Annotated in this window: 19 protein-coding genes and 1 pseudogene; 10 read left to right on the top strand and 10 right to left on the bottom strand. The window is 70.2% G+C overall.

Annotated elements, in window-relative coordinates; genetic code table 11:
* Positions 1-492: 492 nt before the first annotated feature.
* Entirely contained in the window at positions 493-1,233 is a 741-nt protein-coding gene (locus tag AB5J51_RS08445) for a class I SAM-dependent methyltransferase (RefSeq protein ID WP_369777336.1), read from the top strand.
* 46 nt (positions 1,234-1,279) lie between these two features.
* Here AB5J51_RS08445 and AB5J51_RS08440 read toward each other — a convergent pair.
* Both AB5J51_RS08440 and AB5J51_RS08435 read right to left on the bottom strand, forming a co-directional pair.
* Positions 1,280-2,104 (bottom strand): annotated as a pseudogene (locus tag AB5J51_RS08440) (IS5 family transposase).
* 375 nt (positions 2,105-2,479) lie between these two features.
* Complete coding sequence (locus tag AB5J51_RS08435) at positions 2,480-4,168, bottom strand: SWIM zinc finger domain-containing protein (RefSeq protein ID WP_369777335.1); 1,689 nt, start codon at positions 4,166-4,168, stop codon at positions 2,480-2,482.
* Between the two features lie 747 nt (positions 4,169-4,915).
* Here AB5J51_RS08435 and AB5J51_RS08430 point away from each other — a divergent pair.
* Positions 4,916-6,157 (top strand): PP2C family protein-serine/threonine phosphatase, encoded by a 1,242-nt coding sequence (locus AB5J51_RS08430; RefSeq protein WP_369777334.1) that lies wholly within the window; start codon positions 4,916-4,918, stop codon positions 6,155-6,157.
* A 340-nt stretch (positions 6,158-6,497) separates the two neighbouring features.
* On the opposite strand, the gene AB5J51_RS08425 is transcribed toward AB5J51_RS08430, so the two are convergent.
* A complete protein-coding gene (locus tag AB5J51_RS08425; RefSeq protein WP_369777333.1) occupies positions 6,498-7,778 on the bottom strand; it encodes a nucleotide sugar dehydrogenase in 1,281 nt (426 codons plus the stop codon).
* A gap of 154 nt (positions 7,779-7,932) precedes the next feature.
* On the opposite strand from AB5J51_RS08425, the gene AB5J51_RS08420 reads away from it, so the two are divergent.
* Genes AB5J51_RS08420 through AB5J51_RS08395 form a run of 6 tightly spaced genes read left to right on the top strand, consistent with a single transcriptional unit; the run spans position 7,933 to position 13,740 of the window.
* Positions 7,933-8,904 carry an NAD-dependent epimerase/dehydratase family protein gene (locus tag AB5J51_RS08420; protein ID WP_369777332.1) on the top strand — a complete coding sequence of 324 codons (972 nt, stop codon included), beginning with the start codon at positions 7,933-7,935 and terminating at the stop codon, positions 8,902-8,904.
* A 23-nt stretch (positions 8,905-8,927) separates the two neighbouring features.
* Positions 8,928-10,010, top strand: coding sequence for an MraY family glycosyltransferase (locus AB5J51_RS08415; RefSeq protein WP_369777331.1), 1,083 nt, complete (start codon positions 8,928-8,930; stop codon positions 10,008-10,010).
* Positions 10,007-10,810, top strand: a complete 804-nt coding sequence (locus tag AB5J51_RS08410) for a WecB/TagA/CpsF family glycosyltransferase (RefSeq protein WP_369777330.1) — start codon at positions 10,007-10,009, stop codon at positions 10,808-10,810. Before AB5J51_RS08415 ends, AB5J51_RS08410 begins: the two co-directional genes overlap by 4 nt.
* A complete protein-coding gene (locus AB5J51_RS08405; RefSeq protein ID WP_369777329.1) occupies positions 10,807-11,583 on the top strand; it encodes an FkbM family methyltransferase in 777 nt (258 codons plus the stop codon). Before AB5J51_RS08410 ends, AB5J51_RS08405 begins: the two co-directional genes overlap by 4 nt.
* Positions 11,580-12,704 (top strand): glycosyltransferase family 4 protein, encoded by a 1,125-nt coding sequence (locus AB5J51_RS08400; RefSeq protein WP_369777328.1) that lies wholly within the window; start codon positions 11,580-11,582, stop codon positions 12,702-12,704. The genes AB5J51_RS08405 and AB5J51_RS08400 overlap by 4 nt, the downstream gene beginning before the upstream one ends.
* On the top strand, positions 12,691-13,740 hold the full coding sequence (locus AB5J51_RS08395) for an LCP family protein (RefSeq protein ID WP_369777327.1): 1,050 nt from the start codon (positions 12,691-12,693) through the stop codon (positions 13,738-13,740). Before AB5J51_RS08400 ends, AB5J51_RS08395 begins: the two co-directional genes overlap by 14 nt.
* Here AB5J51_RS08395 and AB5J51_RS08390 read toward each other — a convergent pair.
* From AB5J51_RS08390 to AB5J51_RS08360, 7 genes are read right to left on the bottom strand one after another with little or no spacing between them, the layout of a single operon-like run.
* Positions 13,737-14,765: a hypothetical protein gene (locus AB5J51_RS08390; RefSeq protein ID WP_369777326.1), complete on the bottom strand. Its 1,029-nt coding sequence runs from the start codon at positions 14,763-14,765 to the stop codon at positions 13,737-13,739. The genes AB5J51_RS08395 and AB5J51_RS08390 overlap by 4 nt on opposite strands.
* Positions 14,762-15,919, bottom strand: coding sequence for a glycosyltransferase family 4 protein (locus tag AB5J51_RS08385; RefSeq protein ID WP_369777325.1), 1,158 nt, complete (start codon positions 15,917-15,919; stop codon positions 14,762-14,764). Before AB5J51_RS08385 ends, AB5J51_RS08390 begins: the two co-directional genes overlap by 4 nt.
* The gene (locus tag AB5J51_RS08380; protein WP_369777324.1) at positions 15,886-17,469 is read right to left on the bottom strand and encodes an oligosaccharide flippase family protein; all 1,584 of its coding nucleotides are present in this window, start codon (positions 17,467-17,469) and stop codon (positions 15,886-15,888) included. Before AB5J51_RS08380 ends, AB5J51_RS08385 begins: the two co-directional genes overlap by 34 nt.
* Positions 17,466-18,545, bottom strand: coding sequence for a hypothetical protein (locus AB5J51_RS08375; RefSeq protein WP_369777323.1), 1,080 nt, complete (start codon positions 18,543-18,545; stop codon positions 17,466-17,468). The genes AB5J51_RS08380 and AB5J51_RS08375 overlap by 4 nt, the downstream gene beginning before the upstream one ends.
* On the bottom strand, positions 18,542-19,543 hold the full coding sequence (gmd, locus tag AB5J51_RS08370) for a GDP-mannose 4,6-dehydratase (protein ID WP_369777322.1): 1,002 nt from the start codon (positions 19,541-19,543) through the stop codon (positions 18,542-18,544). Before gmd ends, AB5J51_RS08375 begins: the two co-directional genes overlap by 4 nt.
* Positions 19,533-20,834 carry an O-antigen ligase family protein gene (locus AB5J51_RS08365; protein WP_369777321.1) on the bottom strand — a complete coding sequence of 434 codons (1,302 nt, stop codon included), beginning with the start codon at positions 20,832-20,834 and terminating at the stop codon, positions 19,533-19,535. Before AB5J51_RS08365 ends, gmd begins: the two co-directional genes overlap by 11 nt.
* A complete protein-coding gene (locus AB5J51_RS08360) occupies positions 20,831-21,697 on the bottom strand; it encodes a glycosyltransferase family 2 protein (protein ID WP_369777320.1) in 867 nt (288 codons plus the stop codon). The genes AB5J51_RS08365 and AB5J51_RS08360 overlap by 4 nt, the downstream gene beginning before the upstream one ends.
* On the opposite strand from AB5J51_RS08360, the gene AB5J51_RS08355 reads away from it, so the two are divergent.
* Positions 21,681-23,246, top strand: coding sequence for a polysaccharide biosynthesis tyrosine autokinase (locus AB5J51_RS08355; protein WP_369780232.1), 1,566 nt, complete (start codon positions 21,681-21,683; stop codon positions 23,244-23,246). The two genes, AB5J51_RS08360 and AB5J51_RS08355, sit on opposite strands and share 17 nt — an antisense overlap.
* Entirely contained in the window at positions 23,236-23,877 is a 642-nt protein-coding gene (locus AB5J51_RS08350) for a low molecular weight phosphatase family protein (RefSeq protein WP_369777319.1), read from the top strand. The genes AB5J51_RS08355 and AB5J51_RS08350 overlap by 11 nt, the downstream gene beginning before the upstream one ends.
* Positions 23,878-23,999: the final 122 nt, after the last annotated feature.

Here is a 23,999-nt window from a genome sequence, read left to right as displayed (position 1 = left end):
ACTCCCCTACCGCCTGAGCTTGTTAAGCAGACGATCGGAATCGTGGCACCTCGCCAACGCCATCGGGAACCTGGCTAGGAGGCCTTCACTCTCACGGAGTCGCCGTCGAACTTGTGAGTCGATGTAGGGAGTTAGGAAAAACAATCCACGCATCGCCAGAATGCTTTCACTCGATCTGACGAATTTGATTGCAGTAGCTGCTGATCAATGTTATGGCGCGTGGGGGTGTGTGTACCGCGAGGGTGGCGAGGGGGATCGCCACAGCAGGAGATGGGTATCCGAACGTTTCCACAGGTCAGGGCCGTGCAGGCCGAGGTGAGGTCAGCAAGTGGTCAGCATCAGCCCTGATTGAGTGCGGCCGACTTTGGTCGCTGCCGCCGCGGGCGCGCTGGTGCCGGCAGTGACACCGGGCCGCCCCGAACCGTGTGATCGGAGCCGGTGGAAGGTAAATGCGTCGACAGTGCCCCTCGGTACCCGGCAAGGTGGCCCCCCGTGACGAGCAGTGAGCTGTGGACCCGCGCGACCGCCGACCGCTACGACGCCGAGGAGGCCGAGTCGTCCTCGGCTGCCGTTCTCGGACCGACTCTCGCCTTCCTCGCCGAGCTCGCCGGAGACGGCCGGGCACTGGAGTTCGCCATCGGGACCGGACGAGTGGGCGTCCCGCTCCGGGAACGCGGCGTGCCGGTAGTGGGCATCGAACTGTCCGAGCACATGGCAGCGGTGCTGCGGCGCAAGATCGACGAGGACACGCTCCCGGTAGTCATCGGGGACATGGCCACCACCGTCGTTCCCGGCGAGTTCACCCTGGTCTATCTCGTCTACAACACCATCACGAACCTGCTCACGCAGGACGAGCAGGTCGAGTGCTTCCGCAACGCCGCACGCCATCTGGAGCCCGGCGGCCGATTCGTCATCGAGCTGGGCGTGCCGCCGCTGCGGTTCCTGCCGCCCGGCCAGGTCGCGGTGCCGTTCGACATCTCTGAGCAGCATCTCGGCTTCGACACCTTCGACCTCGTCGAGCAAATTCTCCTCTCGCACCACTTCACCCGCGACGGCGACGACGGCCGCTACCGCCGCGAAAACTCCCGGCACCGCTACGCCTGGCCGGCAGAGCTCGACCTGATGGCACGGATCGCTGGGCTCGAGCTGGAACGTCGCGTCGCGGACTGGGACGGGTCTCCGTTCACCCAGGACTCCGCGAAGCACATCTCCGTGTGGCGCAAGCCAACCTGAGGCCGGCCACCGGGCCGTCAACGTAAGCCGTGCCTGTCTTGGACTCCTACCAGGAGTTCAGGCGTCGCCGGCAGATCAGTGGGCATCCGAGGGCGAGGAAGGCTTCGTGGATGTCGTCGCGTGTCTCCCAGCGGATCCGCCGGCGGCGGAAACAGTGCGGGTGGGCGAATGCTCGCTCCACGACCCGGCGTTGGGCGCCGAGTCCGGAGCCATCTCGGTGCCGTGGCGGGCGATAAGCGGCTTTACACCGCGATCCCGGACGAGGCGGCGGTACTTGTCGTGGTCGTAGCCGCGGTCGCCCAGCACGATGTCCGGGCGGTGCCGGGGCCGGCCTCGCTTGCCCCGCACCGGCGGTACCGCCTGAAGCAGCGGGATCAGCTGGGTGACGTCGTTGCGGTTGCCGCCGGTCAAGGTGCGAGCGGGATACCAGTGGCGTCGGTGATCAGGTGATGCTTGCTGCCCGTCCTGCCCCGGTCAACAGGGCTTCGTCCCGTCTTGGAGCCCCCTTCAACGCCCGTATGTGGGAGTCGTCGACGGCCGCCCGGGAGAAGTCCAGGGCGCTCGCGCTGCGAAGCTTGGCCAGCAGGACCCCGTGCAGCCGGGGCCGGACTCCAGCCTCGATCCACTTGGCCAAGCGGCGCCAGCAGGTCATACCCGAGCCGGAGCCGAGCTCCTGCGGCAGATGTTCCCAGGTGATCCCGGTGTGTAGGACGAACAGGATGCCCTGGAACACCGGCCGGTCCGGATGCCGCTTGCGCCCGGGGTGCCGGGGCCGCCGCTCCACCTTCGGTAGCAGCGGCTCGATCACCGCCCACAGCCCGTCATCGACTTCCCACGGCTTCGGCCGAGCCACCCCACACCCCCAGATCATCAGTCCCGGAGTGATCCAACCACCTTGAAGATCATTTCGTTAGGAGTTCTTGGTCCTGGCCAACCGGGTGGCCGTGGCCGGAGCGGCGAGACCACCGTCCGACTCGTTGACACCCTGCTCGCACGCCCGATCACACCTGCGTTCGGAGACCTCATGTCGCCCTGGCGCCATCCGCACCCGTTCTGTCACGGGTGATGCAAGGCGGAACGCGACGCCAGAGCGGGCAAGGCCGCAGATACGGCGGACGCCGTACGTCCGTTCACCACGAGCCGGCGCGAAGGCCGGACCCAGCCTGCCTTCGGCAAGACGTACGAGGACTTGGCAGAGGCCCAAGTCAAACATCGGAGCACGGCGGGCGAGACGGCGCGGTACCGCTCAGAGTCCGTGCAGGTCGAGAGTCGCCATCAGCTTCCGCTTGCGTTTCTGGTCGGCGCGCAGGGAGGCCAGGTAGGTGGCGAACTCGGCCTCGGTGCCGAGTGTGCGGTGGCAGGAGCGGGCGTTGAGCAGCAGCTCCGCCATGCGTTCGTACGTGCTGTCACCGGTCTGCTTGCGCAGCGGCTCGATCCAGCACAGGTAGACGGTCAGCGCGTCGGCCGGTTTCTTGTCGCGGATCCGGTCGGCAAGGGCCAGCCACTGCCGCTGGTCCGCGTACCCGTCGGCGGCCGCTTGCCAGGCGGCTTCGAGGTCGGCGTCGTCCATGAGCGCGTCGACCAGCACGGAGGCGCCGTACCAGCGGCCGTCTTTGGGCTGGGCGGCCGCCTTCAGTACCTCCAGGGCGCCCGCGCGCTCGGAGCCCTCCCAGGCGTTGGCCGCCCGGGCCGCTGTACGCAGATGCTGGTAGGCGGCCAACGAGGGGCGGGCCTGCAGCAGGTCCCGGCGGATCGCGACCACGCCCGCGAGGCGGTCGGCCCGCGCGTACCGTTCGCAGACGAAGGTGACCAGCTCGTCGTCCGGCCCCCAGTCGGACTCGGCCTCCCGCAGACCGCGTTCGGCCCACTTCAGGGCCTCGGCCGCACGGCCCGCCGCTTCCAGCTCCTTGGCGATCACCAGGTGGGTGTGGCCGTTCGGGGCGAGGTCTGCCGCGTGGACGGCGACCAGCGCGTCCACGCTGCTGCCATCCGCTTTCAGGAGGCGCTCCATGAGGAACTTCTCCGGCCACCCCTTGGGGTTGGCCCGCCAGGCGGCCACCACCAGTTCGCGCGCCCGGATCATGCCCGGCTCACCCAGGGCCTCCCGGTAGTCGAAGAGGTCGATGTCTGTGGCGTCGTTCTCTTCATCCAGCAGGTGGTGCACCAGCCACTCGGCGGTCTCCACCGGGTCGGGGCGGGCGGACAGGCAGGCCTCCAGGTGGGCCTCGGCCAGCCCGGTGGCGACTTCCCCGATCAGGCCGTCCGAGTCGTCGATCTCCCCGTAGGTGCGGCCCAAAGCCTGGAGAGCTTCGCGGGCCACCTTCACGGCGTCTGCCGACCGGCCGCTTGAGGTCATGGCCCGCAGGGCGGTGACCGCCTCTGCCGCCTGCTGCCCGTAGGCGTGGGCGTCTGCGTACTCGACGTATCCGTAGCGGGCGAAGGGGCGGGTGTCGAGGAGGCTCAGGATGCGCTCCCGGGCGATGCCGGTGTCCTCTCCGGCGGTGGCCGCGCGGAGCTCAAGGCGGCGGCGCAGGTCGCGGTCTTCGGAGAGCTGTTCCCGTACCAGGACGAGCAGTTCCTCGCGGGTGCGGGACTCCAGCCAGGTATCCAGCAGTCGGGTGCGCGAGGCGGCGGCCGCCCGCTGCCGCGGTACGGATTCGGCCTGCCGCAGTACGGTCAGGCCCACTGCCACGCAGTGCTTGCAGAAGTTGCCCTCCCGCCCGTACGGGCAGTCGCACCAGCCGGTGAGCCCACCGTCCTCGCGCTCGGCCAGCTCGACCTCGTAGGCGTCGGTGCCGTCCACGGTCGCGGTGATCGTCTCGTCCCCGATCTCCAGCCGGGACACCGCGGACAGGTAGCCGACCCCCCGCTCGAAGGAGCGCGCCCCTGCCATCCGGCGCAGGTCTTTCTCGGCGAAACCCAGAGCATGTGTCACGCCATTCATTCAACCGGATGGGCACGCCCGTCCGCTGGGCTCTGAGGATGACGCCGACCCAGGCCGGGTTTCGTCGACCACGGCAGCGCCGGCACGGGGGAGCCTGCGGCCGCGCTGCTTCGGCCCCGGAAAGCGGGGAGCAACACCGCAGCCGACTCCCTCAGCACGTACAGGTCAGAGTCGTGCTGTTGGGGTCCGGGTCAGCAAGTGGTCAGCATCGGTCCCGGTCATGTCCCGCCGTTGCCGACCTCGGAGACGGCGGTGGGGGAGAGTCGGCGGCCTCCCGCCCTGCACCGGATACTTGGCTCTTGCGCTGCAGCACCCGCTGGCGCAGGAGACCGTGCACGCCAGCTGCTCTGACCAGGTGCGACATGCCGCCTCTGGCGTAATCGGCTCTTTGGGCCGGTTGGCGGTGTCAGGCTGTGCGGGTTGATCACTGTCGTGCGAGAAGCCCCGAGTGTACGGGCCGTGTGAGCGGCTCGAGTGGAGACCTCGGTGACCGCCGGATGGATCCGATGGTGCTGGGGTGTGCGTCGGGTCCGTGGCACGGTGAGCCGGGATACGTGGCCGGGGCGTTGAAGCCACCAGTGCCGAGGGGATGGGAGAGTCGATCCCCATCCTGACGGGAACCGCCACGACCGGTGCCTGGCCACCTCGGCCGAGCACGAGGCCGCCGGGCGCGCACCTCGGGAAGACATCCACCCAGTGGGTTTCCCGAGGCAGCGGGACGAAGGGATGCAAGCAGCGATGACCGAAGGCGGGCGGAAGTCGGGCGAGTTCGGAGTGGACCGGTCGGAGGGGTTCGGCGAGCGGCTGCTGGGCGTGTTGCTGGACCGGGCGCACGAGATGCCGCCGCAGTTGATCGCCCCGCTCGTTGCGGAAGAGGTGGCCAGGGTCGGCGGCCGGGACCTCTCGATCCTCTTGCAGGACTACGAACAGATGCTGCTGGTGCCGCTGCCAGGCCGGCGGCTGACGGTCGGGGACCCCGAACCGGTCGAGGGCTCTCCTGCGGGCGCGTCGTTCCTGAGCCGCAGAACGGTAGAGGTGCCGCAGGACGGCAGTGTGCGGATGTATCTGCCGCTACTGGACGGCAGTGACCAGGTCGGGGTGATGGCCCTCACGCTGGACAGCGTCGATGACGACGACCGGCGGCTGTTGCGCAGACTCGCCGGTCTGGTCGCAGACATGATCGTCACCAAGGATGCGTACACCGACCTGTTCTTTCAGGCCCGCCGCCGCGCCCCGATGAGCGTGGCCGCCGAGATCCAATGGTCGCTGCTGCCCCCGCTGTCGATGACCGTCCCGCAGGTTGAGGTGGCCGGAATCCTGGAGCCCGCGTACAAAGCGGCTGGGGACAGTTTCGACTACGCCCTCAACGACGACATCCTTCATGTGGCCATGATCGATGCAATGGGCCACGGCCTGGACGCGGCGACCATGGCGACGGTGGCCATCGGCGCCTATCGCCACACGCGACGGGCCGACACCGGTCTGTCCCAGGTGTATGCGTTCATGGACCAGGCCATCAATGAGCAGTTCGGCCACGAACACTTCGTCACCGCGCAGATGATGTGTCTGAACATCACGACGGGTCGGCTGCAATGGGTCAATGCAGGTCACCCGGCACCGCTGCTGATCCGTGACCGCGCCGTCGTGGACCGGCTGGAGAGCCCGACCACATTGCCGGTCGGCTTCGGCGGTGAGCAGCCGGAAGTCAGCGAGCGGATGCTGCAACCCGGAGACCGGTTGCTGTGTTTCACCGACGGCCTGATCGAGGAGCACCAAGCCGGCGGGGAACAGTTCGGCGAGGAGCAACTCATCGAGTGGACCAACCGCGTCGTCCGTGACCACACCGGAGTACGGCCGGTGGTGCGCGCGCTCTCCCATGCGCTGAAACAGGAACGAGGCGGCATCACCAGCGACGACGCGACCATCTTCCTCATCGAGTGGCGCGGGGGCGACGCCGACCATCTCGCCACCCTTGACTGAGCCGCGTTCGCCGAGGCGGCGTAGCCGGGCAGGCGGCGCGGCCCCGGCTGGTCCGCCTCGGAAACGGTTTGGTGGACCTTCGCGCGAAGGACAGAGTGGTGCCGACGAGGCTGGCGGTGACGATGCGCTTGAGGGAACCGGGGGAGGCCATGAACACCCCTTCCAGGCGGTGGGCGGGGACGTTCCGTGTCGGCACAAAGTAGAAGGCCCCAAGGCTGCCCGAGCCCGCCAGGTGAGAGACAACGGGACCTTGGCGGGGACGGGTGGTCATGCCCGCTCTGGAAGCCCGGTGCGCGCGGTGATCTGTGTCGTGGGCAGCCCTGACCGTGGCACCGTGCGGCTACAGGCGGTCGATCCGGTCTCCCCGGCAGCGGTTGCGGGCGTCGAAGACGTACGACGCATGGCGTTCCACCAGACCGTAGTCGAGGCAGTCGTGGTCGGTCAGGACAGCGACTGCGTCTGTAGTCGCGATCTCCGCCTCGGTCAGCTCGACGCACAGCACCCCGGGCGGCAGCAACTGGGCATCGGCGTACGGCTCCACGGCCCGGACGCGCGCGCCGCGCGCCATCAGCAGCTCGGCGACGGTGGCGGCGGGGGACTCCCGTACATCCCCGGTGTTCTTCTTGTACGCGAGCCCGAGCACCAGCACCCGTGCCTCGGCCAGCGGTCGGCCAAGCCTGGCGAGACCGCCTTCGATGCGCCCCACCACGTACTCGGGCATGCGTTCGTTGATCTCGTGGGCGAGCGAAACGAAGCGCACATCGTGCTGGAGCTTCTGCCGTACCTGCCAGGAGAGGTACGAGGGGTCCACCGGCAGGCAGTGACCGCCCACCCCGGGTCCGGGCGTGAAGGGCATGAAGCCGAACGGCTTGGTGGCGGCCGCGTCCACCGCTTCCCAGATGTCGACGCCGAGGGGCCGGGCGCACATCGCGAGTTCGTTGACGAGCGCGATGTTCACCTGCCGGAAGGTGTTCTCCAGCAGCTTGGTCAGCTCGGCGGTGCGCGGGGAGGAGACCGGCACGGTCCGGGTCACGATCCGGTCGTAGAACTCCGTGACGGCTTCGAGGGAGGCGTCGTCGATGCCGGAGACGACCTTGGGAGTGTTCTCCAGCTGCCAACGGGCGTTGCCCGGGTCGATGCGTTCCGGGCTGTAACCGAGCCGGAATCCGTCGCCGGCCCGCAGCCCGCTGCCCACCTCCAGGATCGGCAGCAGGATCTCCTCGGTGGTGCCGGGGTACGTCGTCGACTCCAGCACCACGACCGCACCCGGACGCATGAGCGGGGCGACCGACCGCCCCGCGCTTTCGACGCACCGCAGGTCCGGGGCGCCGTCGCGCAGGGGAGTGGGCACGGTGATCACGCAGACGTCGAAGGTGCCCGCGTCGGCGTAGTCGGTGCTGACCCTCAGCCGCCCGGAATCGAGCAGTGGCAGTAGTCGTTCGTCCGGGATGTCCTCGATATACGAGTCGGCGGCCTCCAGCCGCTTGACGCGGTGCTCGTCGGTGTCCAGGCCGGTGACGCGGAAGCCCGCCTCCGCAGCACGCACCGCCAGCGGCAGCCCCACGTATCCCAGTCCAACTACCAGAACGTTCCGTCGTACTGAGGTCCCTGCTGGTCCCATCTGACGTTTCTCCGATCTACGTGCGATGTGAGCCGTGTTGTTCGTTACAGATTGTGACAAGACGGGCTATTTTGTCAGCGGCATATAACGGATGCCGTTCCGCATCACTCGGATACCGCAACCGAACAGGCGGCATATGAATCCCTCGACGTACTTGATCACTGGCGGTGCCGGCTTCATCGGCTCACATCTCACCGACGCCCTGCTCTCGCAGGGCCATGCGGTCGTCGTGCTCGACAACCTCGCCACCGGAAGCGAGAGGAACCTGGAAGAGGCCCGACGGAATCCACGCTTCCGATTCGTCCACGGCTCCGTACTCGACCAGCTGCTCGTGGACGAATGGGTCCGCCGGTGCGACACGGTGATCCATCTGGCCGCCGCCGTCGGCGTCCGGCTGATCGTGGAGCGACCTCTCCAGTCCTTCACCACCAACCTCCGCGGTACCGAGACCGTCATCGAGGCGGCCCACCGCTACCGCCGCAAAGTGCTCGTCGCCTCCACCTCGGAGATCTACGGCAAGAACTCCTCGGGACCACTCGCCGAGGGCTCCGACCGGATCCTCGGCAGCACGAGCGTGGCGCGCTGGTCGTACTCCACCGCCAAGGCCGTCGATGAGATCCTCGCCTTCGCCTACCACCGCGAACTGGGCCTGCCCACCATCGTGGTACGGCTGTTCAACACGGTCGGACCGCGGCAGAGCCCCGCGTACGGGATGGTCGTGCCCCGGTTGGTGCGCCAGGCCGTCGAGGGGGAACCGCTCACCGTGCACGGCGACGGCACGCAGCGGCGCTGTTTCGCGCACGTCGCCGATGTCGTCGACGCGCTGCTGCGGCTGCTTGCCCACCCGGACGCGGTCGGCAAGGTCTTCAACATCGGTACGAACGATGAGACCACCATCGCCGGGCTGGCCGCCCGCGTCGTCGCACGCAGCGCCAGCAACTCGGACATCCGGCTGGTCCCCTACCACCAGGCGTACGGCGAGGGTTTCGAGGACATGGAGCGCCGGCTGCCCGACACCGCACGCATCCGCACCCTCACCGGCTGGCGGCCGCAGCGCACCCTCGACGACATCCTCGACGCGACCATCGCCGAGGCGCGTGCCGAGCGCGTGCCGCTGCCGGCCTGACCTGCTCTGAGAGGACCTTCACCGTGCCCTACGCGCTTGCGGTCGCAGCGGCTGCCCTGCTGCTCACCGCCGTGCTGACCGAACTCCTACGTGCCCTCGCGCTGCGGTGGCGACACGCCTGTGCCGGTCTCCTGGACCGGCCCGGAGCCCACAAGGCGCACACCCGCCCCACCCCCCATCTGGGCGGGGTCGCGGTGGTCGCGGGAACCCTCGCCGCGGCCACCTCGGGACTGTGGACCGGGCGGGCGCCGCTGGGCCCCGAGGTCGGCACGCTGCTCGCGGTCGCAGCGGCCGTCGCCATGCTCGGACTGCTCGACGACCTGCGGCCGCTGGGGCCCCGGGCGCGACTCGTCGTCGAGACGGGTGCCGCGGGTGCCGTCGCGTACGGCAGCGGACTGGGGCTGCTGACCGGGGTCCTCGCCGTGTTGTGGATCGTCTTCGTCACCAACGCTTTCAATTTGCTGGACAACTCCGACGGAGCAATGGGGACGGTCGCTGCCGTCACCGCGCTGGGGCTCGCCATCTGCGCGATCATCGAGGGCCGTACCGGTCTCGCCCTGCTGCTCTGGGTACTGGCCGCCGCCCTCACCGGCTTCCTGCTACACAACTGGCATCCTGCCCGGATCTTCCTCGGCGACTGCGGCTCCCTGTTCACCGGTTTCGTGCTCTCCTCCGCCGCTGTACTGCTGCACACCGGCGACACCCCGGCCCGCACCATGGGCGCGGTGCTCGCCTTCACCCTCGTCGTCACCGCCGACACCGCGCTCGTCCTCGTCTCCCGGCGCCGGGCCGGCCGCCGGCTGCTACTCGGCGGCACCGACCACATCGCGCACCGGCTCCAGCGGCTCGGGCTGACGGTGCAGGGAACGGCCGTGATACTGGGCGTCACCGCGTTCGTCGGGACGGTCATCGGGCTGCTGATCCACCACGCCTGGCTGCCGCCCTCCGTCGTACTGCCGGTGGCGGTCGCCGCGCTTCTGGCCCTCGGCGGACTGCTCAGGGTGCCGGTGTACGAGGCCGGCCGGGTTGGCCGGCCCAGGCGCCGGGGCCGCCGGACCGTTGGCAGACCCCGTGCTGCCAGGGCGATCGATACGGCAAGCAGGTGACGGGCAGGGACGTGCGGCTGCCGGCCACAACGCGCACGGACGTGTCCACCGGCCTGACCACCGTCCTGTGCGCCGGGGTTCCTGTGGCCGCTGCGACTCCGGCCGCCGCGGCCGCCGCGGTCGTCCGGCTCGCAACCGAGGGTGTGGCGGCCGACGTCCACCTCTGCAACGCGTACACCCTCGCCCTCGCCGACCGGGACCCGCGACTGGGTCAGGTGCTGCGGACCGCGACGCTCAACCTCCCCGACGGACAAGGGGTGGTGTGGGCCAACCGCATCGTCCACCGGAGCCGCTCCTTGCCGCCGATGCGGGTGTACGGCCCCGACCTCTTCCTGGACGTCTTCCAAACCGGACAGGATGTGGGCCTGCGCCACTACCTCCTCGGCTCCACCCCGGCGGTACTGGAACAGCTGGGCGCCGAGCTGCTCGCCCGCTTCCCGCGCGCCCTGATCGTAGCCGCCGAGTCGCCGCCGTTCCGCGAACCGACCGACGGGGAACGGCAGTCGCAGCTCGACCGGATCCGCGCGAGCGGCGCCCAGATCGTCTGGCTCGGCCTCGGCACTCCCAAACAGGACTACGAGGCCGCCCGGCTCGCCGCCGCGCACCCCGCGGTGTTCGCCGCCGTCGGCGCCGCCTTCGACTTTGTCTCCGGCAACAAGCCGCAGGCCCCGCTGTGGATGCAGCGACACGGCCTGGAATGGCTCTTCCGCCTCTGCAGCGAACCGCGCCGGCTGTGGCGCCGGGTGTTGTGGGGGCATCCCCGTTTCCTCTGGGCAGCATACAAAGGAGCACGACAGTGACCCTCCTTCACCGTGCGCGCAGCGCCATGCAGCGCCTCGGCATCGACATCGCCCGCTATCCGGCAAGCTGGAGCGGTCGGCAACTCGTGCAGTTGCTCCGAAAGTTCGATGTCGGCCTCGTCATTGACGCGGGTGCACACGCCGGCGGCTACGGCACGATGCTCCGCCACTCCGGCTACCGCGGCCGTATCGTCTCCTTCGAGCCGCTCACCGGCCCGCGCACGGAGCTCCAGCGCAGGGCGGCGTCCGACCCGGCCTGGACGGTCCTGCCGTACGCGCTCGGCGACCACTCCGGCACCGTTGTCATGAACGTCTCGGGCAACGCGGGTGCGAGCAGCTCCGTCCTTCCCATGCTCGAACGCCACCGAGCGGCCGCCCCGCACGCCGCCTACCTGAGCCGACAGACCGCCGAGATCCGCCGCCTCGACGAACTGTGGGAGCAGATCGTCGCCCCGGGCGAGCGGGTGTTCCTCAAGATGGACGTGCAGGGGTACGAGGCGCATGTGCTGCGCGGCGCCGGTCGGTACGCGAGCGAGTGCGCCGGCATCCAGACCGAGACGTCCTTCGTGCCCCTGTACCGGGACGGCCTGCTCTTCGACGACGCCCTCGCCCTCACCCAGGGCGAGTTGGGCCTCACCCTGATGTCCGTCGTGCCCGGGTTCACCGACCCGTGCACCGGCCAGATGCTCCAGTGCGACTTGGTGCTCTTCCGCGCGGACACCGCCCCCAAGGACGGGCGCATGCCGACTCAGGTGGCGCGGGCGGCCCGGTGAGAAGAGCCGTCGTCGTCCAGCAGTACGTGCCGGGCTACCGCCTCGCGTTCTACGAACGCCTGACCCGCGAACTCGCCCGCCGAGACATCGAGCTGACCATCGCCCACGGCCGACCCTGGGGTAAGGACATCCGGCGCGCCGACGCCTGCGCCCTTGCCGGAACGGTCCTACTGCCGCAGCGCACCTTCCGCCTCGCCGGCCGCCATCTCGTCTGGCGGGGCCTGGGCTCCCTTGCCCGCGACTGCGACGCCCTGGTCCTCGGCCAGTCCCTGCACAGCCTGGAGAACTACCGCGCACTGCTGAGCCGTGGCGGCTCACCCGTCGGGCTGTGGGGCCACGGCGGGACCTACACGCGCAGCGACCCGGCCCCGCTGCGCGCAGCCAAGCGCGCTCTGACCCAGCGGGCCCGCTGGTTCTTCGCCTATACGGAGAAGGGCGCCCGGCACGTCATCGCCGAGGGCTTCCCCGAACAGCGGGTCACGACGGTCCGCAACACTGTGGACACCAGGGCTCTGGTCGCAGCCCGTTCCCGTATCCCCGCCACCGAACTCTCCGCCCTGCGGCAGTCGTACGCGCTGCGCCCCGGCCGCACCGCCCTGTACGTCGGCGGCCTCGACGCCGCCAAACGTATCCCGTTCCTGCTGGCGGCGGCCGGCCGGGTTGCCCAACTGCTGCCCGGCTTCAGGCTGCTGGTCGCGGGCGACGGGGCGCAGCGCCACCTGGTGGAGGAAGTCCAGCGTGTGGGCGGTCCCGTCGTGTACGTGGGGACGGCCACTGCTGAGGAGAAGGCCCGGCTCGGCGCTGTCGCCGACGTCCTGCTGGTGCCCGGCGCGGTGGGGCTGGCTGCGGTTGACTCCTTCGCGCTGGACACGCCCCTGGTCACCACCACCCACGCCGCGCACGGGCCCGAGTTCGAGTACCTGCAGCACGGTCGCAATGCCCTCGTCGTGGATGGCGGCCTGGACGCGTACAGCGCGGCCGTCACGGATCTGCTCACCCGGCCCGCCCTCTACGACAGACTGCTTTCCGCCTGCCGGACGGATGCCGAGCTGTACACGGTCGAGTCAATGGCACAGCGATTTGCCGACGGGGTGGAAGGCCTGATCCATGCCGGTACCTGAGAGCTGGTGGCGCAGTCGCAAGGTCCTGAGACGGCTCGGTATCGGCGCCGTCCTGCTGTTCGCGGTGACGGCGGGTGCCGGCTGGCTGCTCTACCAGCGGCTTGACGGCAACATCCGCACCGACAAGGCCGCGGCCCGGGCCCTCGCCGCCGACCACGGCAAGCGGCCCCGCCCCGCGCCCGGCAAGGCCCAGAACATCCTGGTGCTCGGCTCGGACAAGGAAGCGAACTGGGGCAGCGAACGCTCCGACACCGCCATGCTGATCCACCTCTCCGCGGACCGAAGCCGGGCTTCCGTGGTCAGCATGCCGCGCGACCTGATGGTGGACATCCCCAGCTGCCTGCAGCCGGACGGCTCCCGCAGCACTGCCCAGCACGCCCCGTTCAACTGGGCCTTCCAGTTTGGCAGGGCCGCCTGTGCGGTCCGTACCTTCGAGGACCTCTCCGGCATCCCGGTCGACCACCATCTCGTCGTCGACTTCTCCGGCTTCAAAAGGGTCGTCGACGCTGTTGGGGGCGTGGAGGTGAACGTGTCCGAGAAGATCCGTGAGCCTGAGTACAACATCACGCTCCAGCCCGGCAGGCAGCTGCTGCGCGGACAACGGGCACTCGTGTTCGTACGCACGAGGGTGGGAGTCGGGGATGGCAGCGACCTCCAACGGGTGGAGCGGCAGAAGCAGTTCATTCGGCAGTTGTTGAAGAAAGCACAGAGCGACGGCGTGCTGACCAACCCCACCAAGCTGTATCCGCTGCTGGACGCGGCGACGTCCTCGCTGGTGGCAGACCCCGGCCTCGACTCGCTGGACGAGCTCTACCGGCTGGTGAACAGCGCGCGGACGATCCCGGCGAGCGCCACGCAGATCCTGACCGTTCCGAGCGTGGAGCACCCCGATCAGCGGGGCCGTTACACGATGGTCGAGGATCAAGCCGAGGCCTTGTTCCGGGCGATCCGCGACGACCGGCCGCTGCCGAAGGTCTACAACGCGTACGAGAAGGACCCGTCCGGCCGGTCCTTTCTGGACGGCTCCGACTCCTAGCAGTCCAGGGCGGCGAGCCCGGCCCACGGGTCGGTGGGAGGGGCGGGCAGCAGCGGGATGTACGGCGAGAGCATGTGTAGCAGGGCTTGGCGCTCGGTCAGCCGGGCACGGGCCCACTCGCTCATCCACCGTCCCTGCACGAGCAGTTCCTCAGGATCGCGGCGAAGCAGTTCGCGGACCCGCCCGGCCGCGGCGCGCGGGGTGTCCATCAGGTGCAGGCCGCGGTCGGGACCCGGTAGCCAGCCGAGTCCCGGCTGGCGGGAGGTGACATGGACCCGGCCCGCGCACATCGCGATCGGCAGCCGGTCGGAGAAGTAGCCGGTGAGTTTGCGATAGCGGTCCCAGCCCGCGCTGATCAACGCCCCTTCCATGACGGTCAGCTGCTCAGGGAACGGGACGGGGCCGCGTGCGAAGGGGCCTCGCCATCCCGTGCCGTACACCGCGAGCCGCGCTCCCGCGACCTTGTGCAACTCAGTGACAAACAAAGCCCGCTCGCGATCATCGGGGATCAGTTCGATTCCTAGGTATGTGAGCCGCTTGCCGACCAGCGTCACTCCGCCCGCGGCCGGCTCCGGGCCGCGCGGTGCGGCGAGCAGATGCAGCGGCGCGACGTGCGGCACGTACCGCACCGGCCGGCCGCAGACCCGACGCAGCATCGCGGCCTGGCCGCCCGCGGCGACGCTGAAGACTTCTTCCGCGGCCCGCATCCACGCCAGGTTCCGCTCGCGCAACGGCTTGGTGAGCCCTCCCCACGCGTCGCCCTCCCACACCACGACCGGCGGTTCCCCAGCGGTCCGCAACCACTTCCGGACCTGCCGGTTCGTCCACGGGTACGACTGGGGGGACTGGACGAAGACCAGGTCCGGACGGGAGGAAGGCAGTTGGTCCCCGGCGGCAGGGACGGCGCACGCGTACCGCAGGAGGCCCGCATCGGCGAGGTCCTCGAAGGCACGCGCGAAGCGGGTGCGCGGGCCGGAGGGCTCAGGTTCATTGCTGATCTGCAGTACGAGGGGCGTGGTGGTCATGGGCGGCTGCCTTCCGTGGTGAACCAGCGTGTGTACGCGGCGGCCACGTCCCGCAGCTCGAAGCGGCCTGCCGTCCGCTGGCGCCCCGCCGTCGCGAGCCGGGCCCGCAACTGCGGGTCGCGGGCCAGCCGGATCATGGCGTCGGCCAGCGTCCGGGGCGAGTCGATGTCCACGGCGAGGCCGCCGTCCCCGGCGACCCAGGGCACCGCCCCACTGCGTTCACCCACGATGACGGGGAGCCCCATGCCCATCGCCTCGGCTGTGATCATCGAGAACGACTCGATACGGGACGGGTGGACCAGAACGTGGGCCTCGGCGGCGATCCGGCGCAACAAGGTGTCGTGCGCCAGCGGGCCGGCGAATTCGACCCCCGCGGTGAGCCCGTGTACGGCGGCCCACTGCCGGGCCGGTCCCCCCGCGTCGTGTCCGTCGCCACACAGCAGCAGCCGAGCGTGAGGGAGTTCGATTCGTAGGAGCGCGAAGGCGCGAAGCAGCGTGGCCGTGTTCTTGAGCGGCCCCCAGCCCTGGACGGCGGTGGCGAACACCGGGGCGGCGTCGGGCGACGCCATGGCGCTGGGCAGATGCTCCATCCGCACCCCGTTGGGGATGACCTCGATGGGCCGTCGTACACCCAGCACCCGGCGCAGATGCTGTGCGGTGTAGGGGCTGTTGGCGCTGAGCGCGGTGGCGCGGTGGACGGCCGGAAGGGCCATGGAGTGGCGCAGCCAGCGGTAGGCGCTGCGCATCTCCCAGGCGTAGCGCAATGGGGTGTCGTGTGCAGTGACGAAGGAGGGCAGGCCGCTGGCGATCGCGGCCAGCGCGAACTCGTACGTCCAGTGGGCGCTGACCAGGTCGGCGGGGTGAGCCCGCATCGCGGCAGCGAGCCCTCGGCGCTCAGCGCGGAACAAGTCCTTGAGCCGGTGTCTGGCCCGCGCCCGCTGCGGTACGACGACGAGGTCGATGCCCTTGCCGCTGTACACCTGCCGCCCGGCGACGGCGCCGCTCAGGGCGTACACCGTCAGTCGGTGCCCCTGCTCCAGCCAGGTCCTGGCGAGCCAGCCGGTGCACGGTCCACTGTAGACGGCGGGTAGCCGCGCGGGCAGCAGGTGCTGGAGGGGGGTCAGATCGACGGGGCCTGCGAGGCCGATGTGCATGGGTGGCTCCTCGGATGGGATCTGACGAGACCGTGGCGGCGAGCCGTGGCATAGACGGGCAGACGCGTGCGGAGCACAGCGCAGGCGAGGGCCACCGGGAGCATGGCGCCGAGGCCCAGCAGCAGCCCGTAGTGGGGGGGATGGGAGCGCAGGCCGAGCGCGGCCGAGAGACCGAGTGCCGTGCCGACCGCCGCGTGCACGGCGTGCGCGAAGAGCAGCGGACGTACACCGAGGACCTTGGCGGTATGCCAGTGGGCGAGCTGGACGAGATGACCGGCCAGCGGGGCGACCACGGTGGCGCAGGCGGCGAGCAACAGGCTCTGGTACGCCCAGGCGAAGCAGAGCATCAGCGCGGTCGCGCCGATGGCGGCGAGCTGGGCACGCAGCAGGGCTCTGGTGTCCCTGCGGACGGTGTCGACGGAGCTGGCGGTGGAGCAGAGCATCCACAGTGCGGCCCCGGCTGCGAGCACCGGAACCAGGCTCGAGGCCGTCTCCCAGGTCGGCCCCAGCAGAAGGAGCAGCGCGGCCGGCCCGAGACCGGCGAGGGCGCCCAGGCCCATCAGTCCCACGGCGGATGCCGAGCACAGCACGTCATGCACCGCCTGCGGAGGAATCCTCCCGGCCGCGCGGGCGTCGGCCAGCGCCGGGGTGACGGCCCGGTGGAGGCCCTGCGCGAGGACGGTCAGCGGGATACCGGTCAGGAGTGCGGCACGCGAGTAGTGACCGGCCGCGGTGGCGCCGAGGGTGGCGCCCGCCAGCCACAGTGGGGCGTTGTTGGTCGCGGACTGTACCAAGCCGTACCCGGTGAAGAAGCCGGAGGAGCGGAGAAGTTCGCGGGCCGGAACGGGAAGGCCGACGGGCAGCCGTGCGGGCGCAGCGGGCACCGACGGTGCGCCGTGCTCCGTCGGCGCCTGCGCCGCGGACGCCGGGCGCGGACGGCGGCGCCACGGCCGTGCGTCGGCCGGGGAGCGGCGTCGTTCGGGTAGCACTGCGCAGGCGGCCAGGGCCAGGGTGCAGGCCGCGGACAGCGGGAACGCGGTGGCCAGGGCGTAAGGGTTCCAGCCCGCCAGCAGTAGCGTCAGTGCCAGGGCCGATCCCGTGACCTGGCCGGCCAGTTCGGCGCGTACCGCCGTACGAGGACGCTCCAGCCTGCGCAGTGCAGCGACCGCCGCCAGCGCAGCCGGCTGGACCAGGAACTGCGCCGCCAGCACGCGCAGCATCCCGGCCGTCTGCGGGCCCTCCCAGACCGCTGTGAGTAGCGGGGCGGCGAGCAGCGCGGTGCAGAAACAGATGAGCCCGAAGGCAGCGGCGAGTGTGAAGACGGTACGCAACAGGCACCTGGTGAGCTGCTCGGCGCGCAGCACACAGGTGGCCAGGCCGGAGTTGGCGACGTAGCCGAGCAGGACGGTGACACTGCACGCGGTGGCGTACGCGCCGAAGTGGTCGGGGGACACCAGGCGCGCGGCGATCGCCGTGTAGCCGAGCTGGAACAGCATTCCCAGCGCGGAGCCGCCGTAGTTCCAGCCGAGGCTGCGCGTGACTGCGCTCATACGCTGACGGCGTCCATCGCGGCGATCTCCTGCCAGGGGTCGGCGCGCGGTGCGGGCACGGAAGCCAGGTGGCGGGTGAGCATGTGCCGCAGCGCGTTGGTCTCGGTGAGCCGGGTACGGACCCACGTGTGCCCGGCGAGTCCGGCGGCATGCAGCTGTGCGGGGTCGGCGCGGAGCAGTTCGGTGACCCGGTCGACCGCTTGGGCGGGGGAGTCCACCAGGTGCAGGCCGCACTCCGGGCCCGGCAGCCAATCGGTGTTCAGGGGCCTGGTCGTGACGTGCGGGCGTCCCGCGAACAGACTGATCGGCAGCCGGTTGGAGAAGTAGCCGTCGCGGCCGGGGAAGTGGTCCCAGTTGGCGCTGATCCGGGTGGTGCGCAGGGCGTCCACCTGATGGTCGAACGGGACGGGTCCGAGCGCGCCCCGGCCGCGCCAGCCGTGGCCGTGCACGGCGAACCGGCAACCGGGCAGCCGCTGCAGGGACCGTACGAACCGCTGGCGCTCCCGAGCGCCGTCGATCCGCTCGAACACCCCGAAGCGCACGAAGCAGCTGCCGATGTGCATCACGTCGTGTGCCGTTGCGTCGACGCCCGGGACGGGCCCGTCGTCCCAGAGGCGATGGGGCACGGTCTGCGGGATGTACCGCACTGGCCGCCGGGTGTACCTGCCCAGGAGAAGGGCCTGGATGCCGAGGCCCGGAGTGAAGACGGTGTCCGCGTACCGCAACCAGGGCTCCATGGAAGGCAGGACGGGTTTGCGCCCGCCCCACGGGTCGCCCTCCCACATCACGACGATCGGTGAGCCGAGGCGCCGCAGGAGGTCCGCTACATCCGCCTCGGTCCAGGGGAAGTTGCCCGGTGTCTGGACGAACAGGACTTCAGGTCGGGCCCGTTCGGCGGCCCGGCGGATTTCGGCCAACGCGGCCGCGCGGCCTGCCGCCAGCAGTGCCGCGGGGGCGAGCGGCACATGAGTGAGCGCGCCGTCGACGGCCAGGGCACGGAACGCGCCGCCGAAGCTCAGTCCCGGGCCTGGCGGTTCGCGGTCGTTGGTGAGGTGGAGGACGGTCGGCGAGCTCACAGGGCCACCTGCCCCTCGGGCAGTTGCGCGCCCAGCTCGGCGTCGGTCATGAGACGGGCCAGGTCGGGGGTCAGCACGGTCGGCCGCCAGCCCAGCTCGTGTTCCGCCTTCGACGCGTCGCCGATCAGGTCCGGTACCTCGGAGGGCCTCAAGTAACGCTCGTCGAACCGTACGTGGCGCTCCCAGTCGAGGCCCGCGCGCTCGAAGCAGAAGGTGAGGAAGTCCCGGACGCTGTAGCTGGTGCCCGTGGCCACCACGTAGTCGTCCGGCCGGTCGCACTGGAGCATCCGCCACATCGCGTCCACGTATTCGGGGGCGTAACCCCAGTCGCGGCGGGCCTCCAGATTGCCGAGGTGCAGGAACTCCTGCTCGCCGCGGGCGATCCGGGCCGCGGCCCGGGCGATTTTTCGGGTCACGAAGGTCTCGCCGCGCCGCGGGGACTCATGGTTGAAGAGGATGCCGTTGACCGCGTGAATTCCGTACGCCTCACGGTAGTTGCGGGTGATCCAGTACGCGTACACCTTGGCGGCGGCGTACGGGGAGCGCGGGTGGAAGGGCGTCGTCTCGGACTGGGGCGGCGCCGTGATCCCGTACATCTCCGAACTGGAGGCCTGGTAGAAACGGCACGGCAGCCCGGTCATCCGGATGGCCTCCAGCAGCCGGGTGGTGCCGAGACCCGTGGTGGTGCCGGTGAACTCGGGCTCGTCGAAGGAGACGCGGACGTGCGACTGGGCAGCCAGGTGGTAGACCTCGTCGGGCTGGATGTGCTCCAGGAGGGCGGCGATCCGGGAGCCGTCGGCCAGGTCCCCGTAGTGCAGGCGGAGTCGGGCGTCCGGCTCGTGCGGGTCCTGGTAGAGGTGGTCGATCCGCTGGGTGGTGAAGGTGGACGAGCGGCGGATCAGGCCGTGCACCAGATAGTCCTTGGAGAGCAGGAGTTCGGCGAGATACGAGCCGTCCTGTCCGGTGATGCCGGTGATCAGCGCGGTTCTACGGGACATCTGACGGCTCCTGGGTTGCGGAGGTGGGGAAGGGGGTTCCGTGGAGCAGAACGCACCACACCACGGTGAGCAGCAGAATGGGGGCGGACAGTCCGCCGAGAGCACGCAACGGAGCCTCGGTGGTGCACGCCACGATCAGCAGGGTCACCAGCGCGGTCGAGAGGCCGCTGGTGTGCGCGGAGGCCCGCCGGGCCTGTACGACCAGGGAGCTCACCAGTAGACACAGCCCGGCGAACCCGATCAGACCGGTGGCCCCGAGCGTTTGCATGACCTGGCTGTGCGCCTGGCCGATCCAGTGGTCCGTGGTGCCGAAGAGCTCCAGTCGGTGGGCCGGGCTGAACAGAGTGGGCCCGTAACCGAACAGCGGATTGCGTTCGAACTCGGTGTAGGCGAGCCGCCAGGCAAGGGTGCGTCCGTTGAAGTCCCCGTACATCGGATCGGCGGCGAGCCGGGCGAGCGCGGCCTGTACGGGGGCCGCCATCAGCACCATCAGGGCGGCGGCGCCCCCGAAGACGGTGAGCAGCTGCCTGCGGAGCACGGTCCGGCCCCATGCGCCGTGCACGAAGAGCACCGAGGCGGCACAGATCCAGCCCGTTCTGGACTGGGTGAGCGTCAGCGCGAGGAGCGCAACAGCCGCATGGATCGCACGGCCGCGCCACCGCCCCACCGGGGTGACTTCGAGGAGCAGTGCCGCGGCCATCAGGGGCGCCAGATGGTTCGGGTTGGGGGCAAGGCCCATGAACTGGCCCCAGCCGAGGCCGAGGAAGTCCCGCCCCCCGTCGCCGTGGGCGGGCAACAGGAAGGCCCAGCCCGGTGCGACCAGGATGCTGAGCAAGCTGCACCAGACGTAACAGCGCAAGATGAACCGGAGTTGGCGCAGCACCTCGGAGAAGGGGCGGCGTGGGCATAGGTAGAGGGCGGCGAACAGCAGCGGCGCGAACACCACGGTCGCGTCCAGGGCGCCGTGCTCGCCGAACACGGCCGACAGGACGGGACCCGCAGCGAACGCGACGGCGGCCCAGGCGAGCCCCTGGCCGGTCCTGGATGGGCGTGCACCGGCTCTCGCGCCCTGGAACACACCGCGGGTCACCAGGGCTGCCGCCAGGACGGACACCAGCAAGATCACGCCCTGGGAGAAGAGCAGTTGCAGGCCGGAGAGGGGTTCGCCGGCTGCCGTGCCGATCCCGTGATAGAGATGGGGGACCAGGGGGGCCACCGCAAGGGTGCCGAGGCCGGTGATCCACAGCAGCAGGGCGCCGCCCCTGCCGACCGGTGCGATCGGCCCGGTCACCGCGGGTACTCCCCGCCCCCCACGCGTCGCCCGGCCAGAGCCAGCGCCACCGTCTTCAGGTACGGCGAGACCATCAGCAACGGTGCCCATGGCCATGCGTGCCGTCGGCAGTACACCCACCACTGGCGGGGCGGCAGTTCGCGCTGCGAGGTGACGCGGCGCAGTGCCTCACGCACCCCGATGCCCGGTTCGCGAGAGCCGGTGTCCGGCGGGTTGCGGTCGCAGCTGCCCACGTGGCGTGGGCTCACATAGGCGGGGATGCCGGCCCGACGGGCGCGGAAGCCGTGGTCGTAGTCACCCATGCCGTGCCGGAAGACCTTGTCGATGTCGCCGATTCGTACATGTACTGCGCGGGGCAGGAGCACCACGTTGCCGTTGTATGTGTCACAGGGTTCGGGCCGTCCTGTGGGCTCGACCAGGGTGAGTGCGCGGCCGCTCCGTCCGGAGTACGTCGTATGGGCGCCGTTTCGCGCGCGCACCGCGCCGACGACGACGGCGCCGGGCCCGACGGTCCGTGCGGTGTCGAGCAGGACGGCGAGGGCGTCCCGGTCCAGCACCACGTCATCGTTGAGCCAGAGCTGGTACTCCCAGGGCGGCAGGCCCGCGGCGTGGCTGTTGCGGCTTGCGATGCGCATGCCCTGGCCCCAGTAGACGTCGTCGCCGACCGTCACCACCTCGACCCGCGGGTGCGCCGCGCGGACCGCCTCGGGTGTGCCGTCGGTACTGCCCGCATCCACGAGGTGGATCCGCACCTCGGTGTCCTCGGGCAATCCGCGCTGCACGTGCAGGGCAGCGAGGGCGGACAGTGTCTTCTCGCGGCGGTTGTGACTGGTGATCAGCACGGCGATGTGGGCTGGCAGCACGAAGGACTCCTCCGGTCAGGCCCCCATGGTTGCCAGACAAGCCCGACAAATTAGTCTAACCTGGCCGGGCGCGCTGCCCGAACGACCCGATGAGGTGCACATCTTGGAACTTCGCAGGATCCTGAGAGTGCTGGCCAGGAGCTGGCTTGTCGTGATCGTCTGCATCCTGCTCGGGGTTTCTGGTGGCTGGGCGGCCACTGCGCTCTCGACCCCCGTCTACCAGGCACACGCCCAGCTGTTCGTCTCCGCCCAGTCCGGTGGCGAAACCAGCGAGCTCCAGCAGGGCAACAGCTTCTCGCTGGCCCGGGTCCAGTCGTACGCATCGATCGTGACCAGTCGTCAGGTCACCGGGCACGTCGTCTCCTCCCTCGGCCTCGACACCACGCCAGACGAACTCGCCGGCCGGATCACCGCGGAAGCACCGATCGGCACCGTGCTGGTCAACATCACGGTCAGGGACACCGAGCCGCGTCGCGCGGCGGCCGTCGCAGATGCGGTTGCCTACCGCTTCAGCGATGTCGTCGAGCGCCTGGAGACCCTCGACGCCCCGTCCCCCAACAGGGTGGCCAAGTCCCCGGTGAAACTGGGCGTCACCCAGACCGCCTCGGTCCCCTCGGCCCCGGTCAGCCCGCGTCCTGCTCTCAACCTTGCCGCGGGCCTGATCGCCGGTCTTTTGCTGGGCGCAGGGGCCGCCCTGCTCCGGGAAACCCTCGACGCCACCCTCAAGACCGCAGACGACCTGGCTGCCCTCACCAGCCTGCCCGTACTCAGCTCCATTCCCTTCGACAGGAACAGCCCGCAGCAGCCGCTCGCCGCGGGTGCCGCCAGGCACTCGGCGCGGGCCGAGGCCTTCCGTCATCTGCGGACCAACCTGCAGTTCGCCCAGATCGGCGACCGGCCTCGGGTCATCGTGGTCACCAGTTCGCTACCCGGCGAAGGCAAGACCAGCACCGCGGTCAACCTCGCCTTCTCGCTCACCGAAGCCGGAACCTCCACCTGCCTCGTCGACGCCGACCTGCGCCGCCCCTGCGTGGCACCCACCCTCGGGCTCGTCCAGGACGCCGGCCTCACCAGCGTGCTGATCGGCCAGGCGCGGATCGGAGATGTGATGCAGACGGCGGGCAGGCTCTCCGTCCTGACCAGCGGCCCCGTCCCCCCCAACCCCACCGAGCTGCTCGCCTCCGACCGGATGGCGGAATTGCTGCGCGAACTCGCCGCTGGCTACGAGGCCGTGATCGTCGACACTGCCCCGCTGTTGCCCGTGGCCGACACGGTGGCCCTCGCCACTCTCGCCCACGGCGCACTCCTGGTCGTACGGGCCGGAAAGACCCCGCGCGACCGGGTCGCAGCGGCGACCGAAGTCCTGCGTACGGTGGGGGCGCGGACCCTCGGCACGGTCTTCAGCATGAGCCCGAAGCCGAGGCAGGGGGGATACGGATACGGATACGGCGACCCGTCAGCCGCGCAGACCCCGCCACCGCGTTCATGCGCCGAGGATGAGCTGCTCCGCGGGGCGAGGCTGCTGAGAGGTGGGGGCAATGGACGCTGATCCAGTCCGCGGGCTGGAAGCCGAAGACCGGACTGCGCGAGGGTATCGAGGAGACGTACCCAGGGCTGACGCCCCGGCTCGGCTGACCATCCTCTTCATCTGCACCGGCAATGTGCACCGCTCCCCGCTGGCCGAGCGGCTGCTGGCTGGCAGGCTCCCGGAAGCGCGGGTGGGCAGTGCGGGCACCAGGGCCCAGCACATCGCGGGCATGCATCCGGCGACCGGTTCGGTGCTGAAGCAGCTGGGCGGGAACCGTGCCGGGTTCACGTCCCGGCTGTTGAGGCCTGAGCTGGTCGCGGAGGCTGATCTCGTACTGGGTCTCGAGCGGGAGCACCGGGAGACGGCCGTACGGCTGTGGCCGGTGGCCCTGCGCAAGTGTTTCACGGTCAGGGAGTTCTTGCGTCTGGCGCAGGGGGAGGTGGCCCCACCCCGGGAAATGATCGCCCGGGCCGCGGCCGCCCGCGGCAGTCTGGCGCCGGTGGAGCGGGCCGCAGACGGGATCGCAGATCCCTGGGGTGCTTCGTACGACGTACTGCTGACGTGCGGGCGGGAGATCGACGAGGCGGCCGCGGAGCTGGCCGGGCTGCTGGCGGAGGGACAGCCAGTAAGGCCAACTATCGGTTGTGACTGATTCCCAATCGTCGTTGTCAAGCGGGCAACCACCCCCGCGTGTGTGGGGACCACCTCGCGGGCCTGGCCTCACCGGGGACCTCGGCGAACCTGCCGCACCTCACGCGAAGGTGCCCGCCACCG

Source organism: Streptomyces sp. R33 (assembly GCF_041200175.1).
Classification (GTDB): Bacteria; Actinomycetota; Actinomycetes; order Streptomycetales; family Streptomycetaceae; genus Streptomyces; species Streptomyces katrae_B.
Note: the sequence above shows the minus strand (reverse complement) of the source record. Positions and strands in the feature narration are given on the sequence as shown.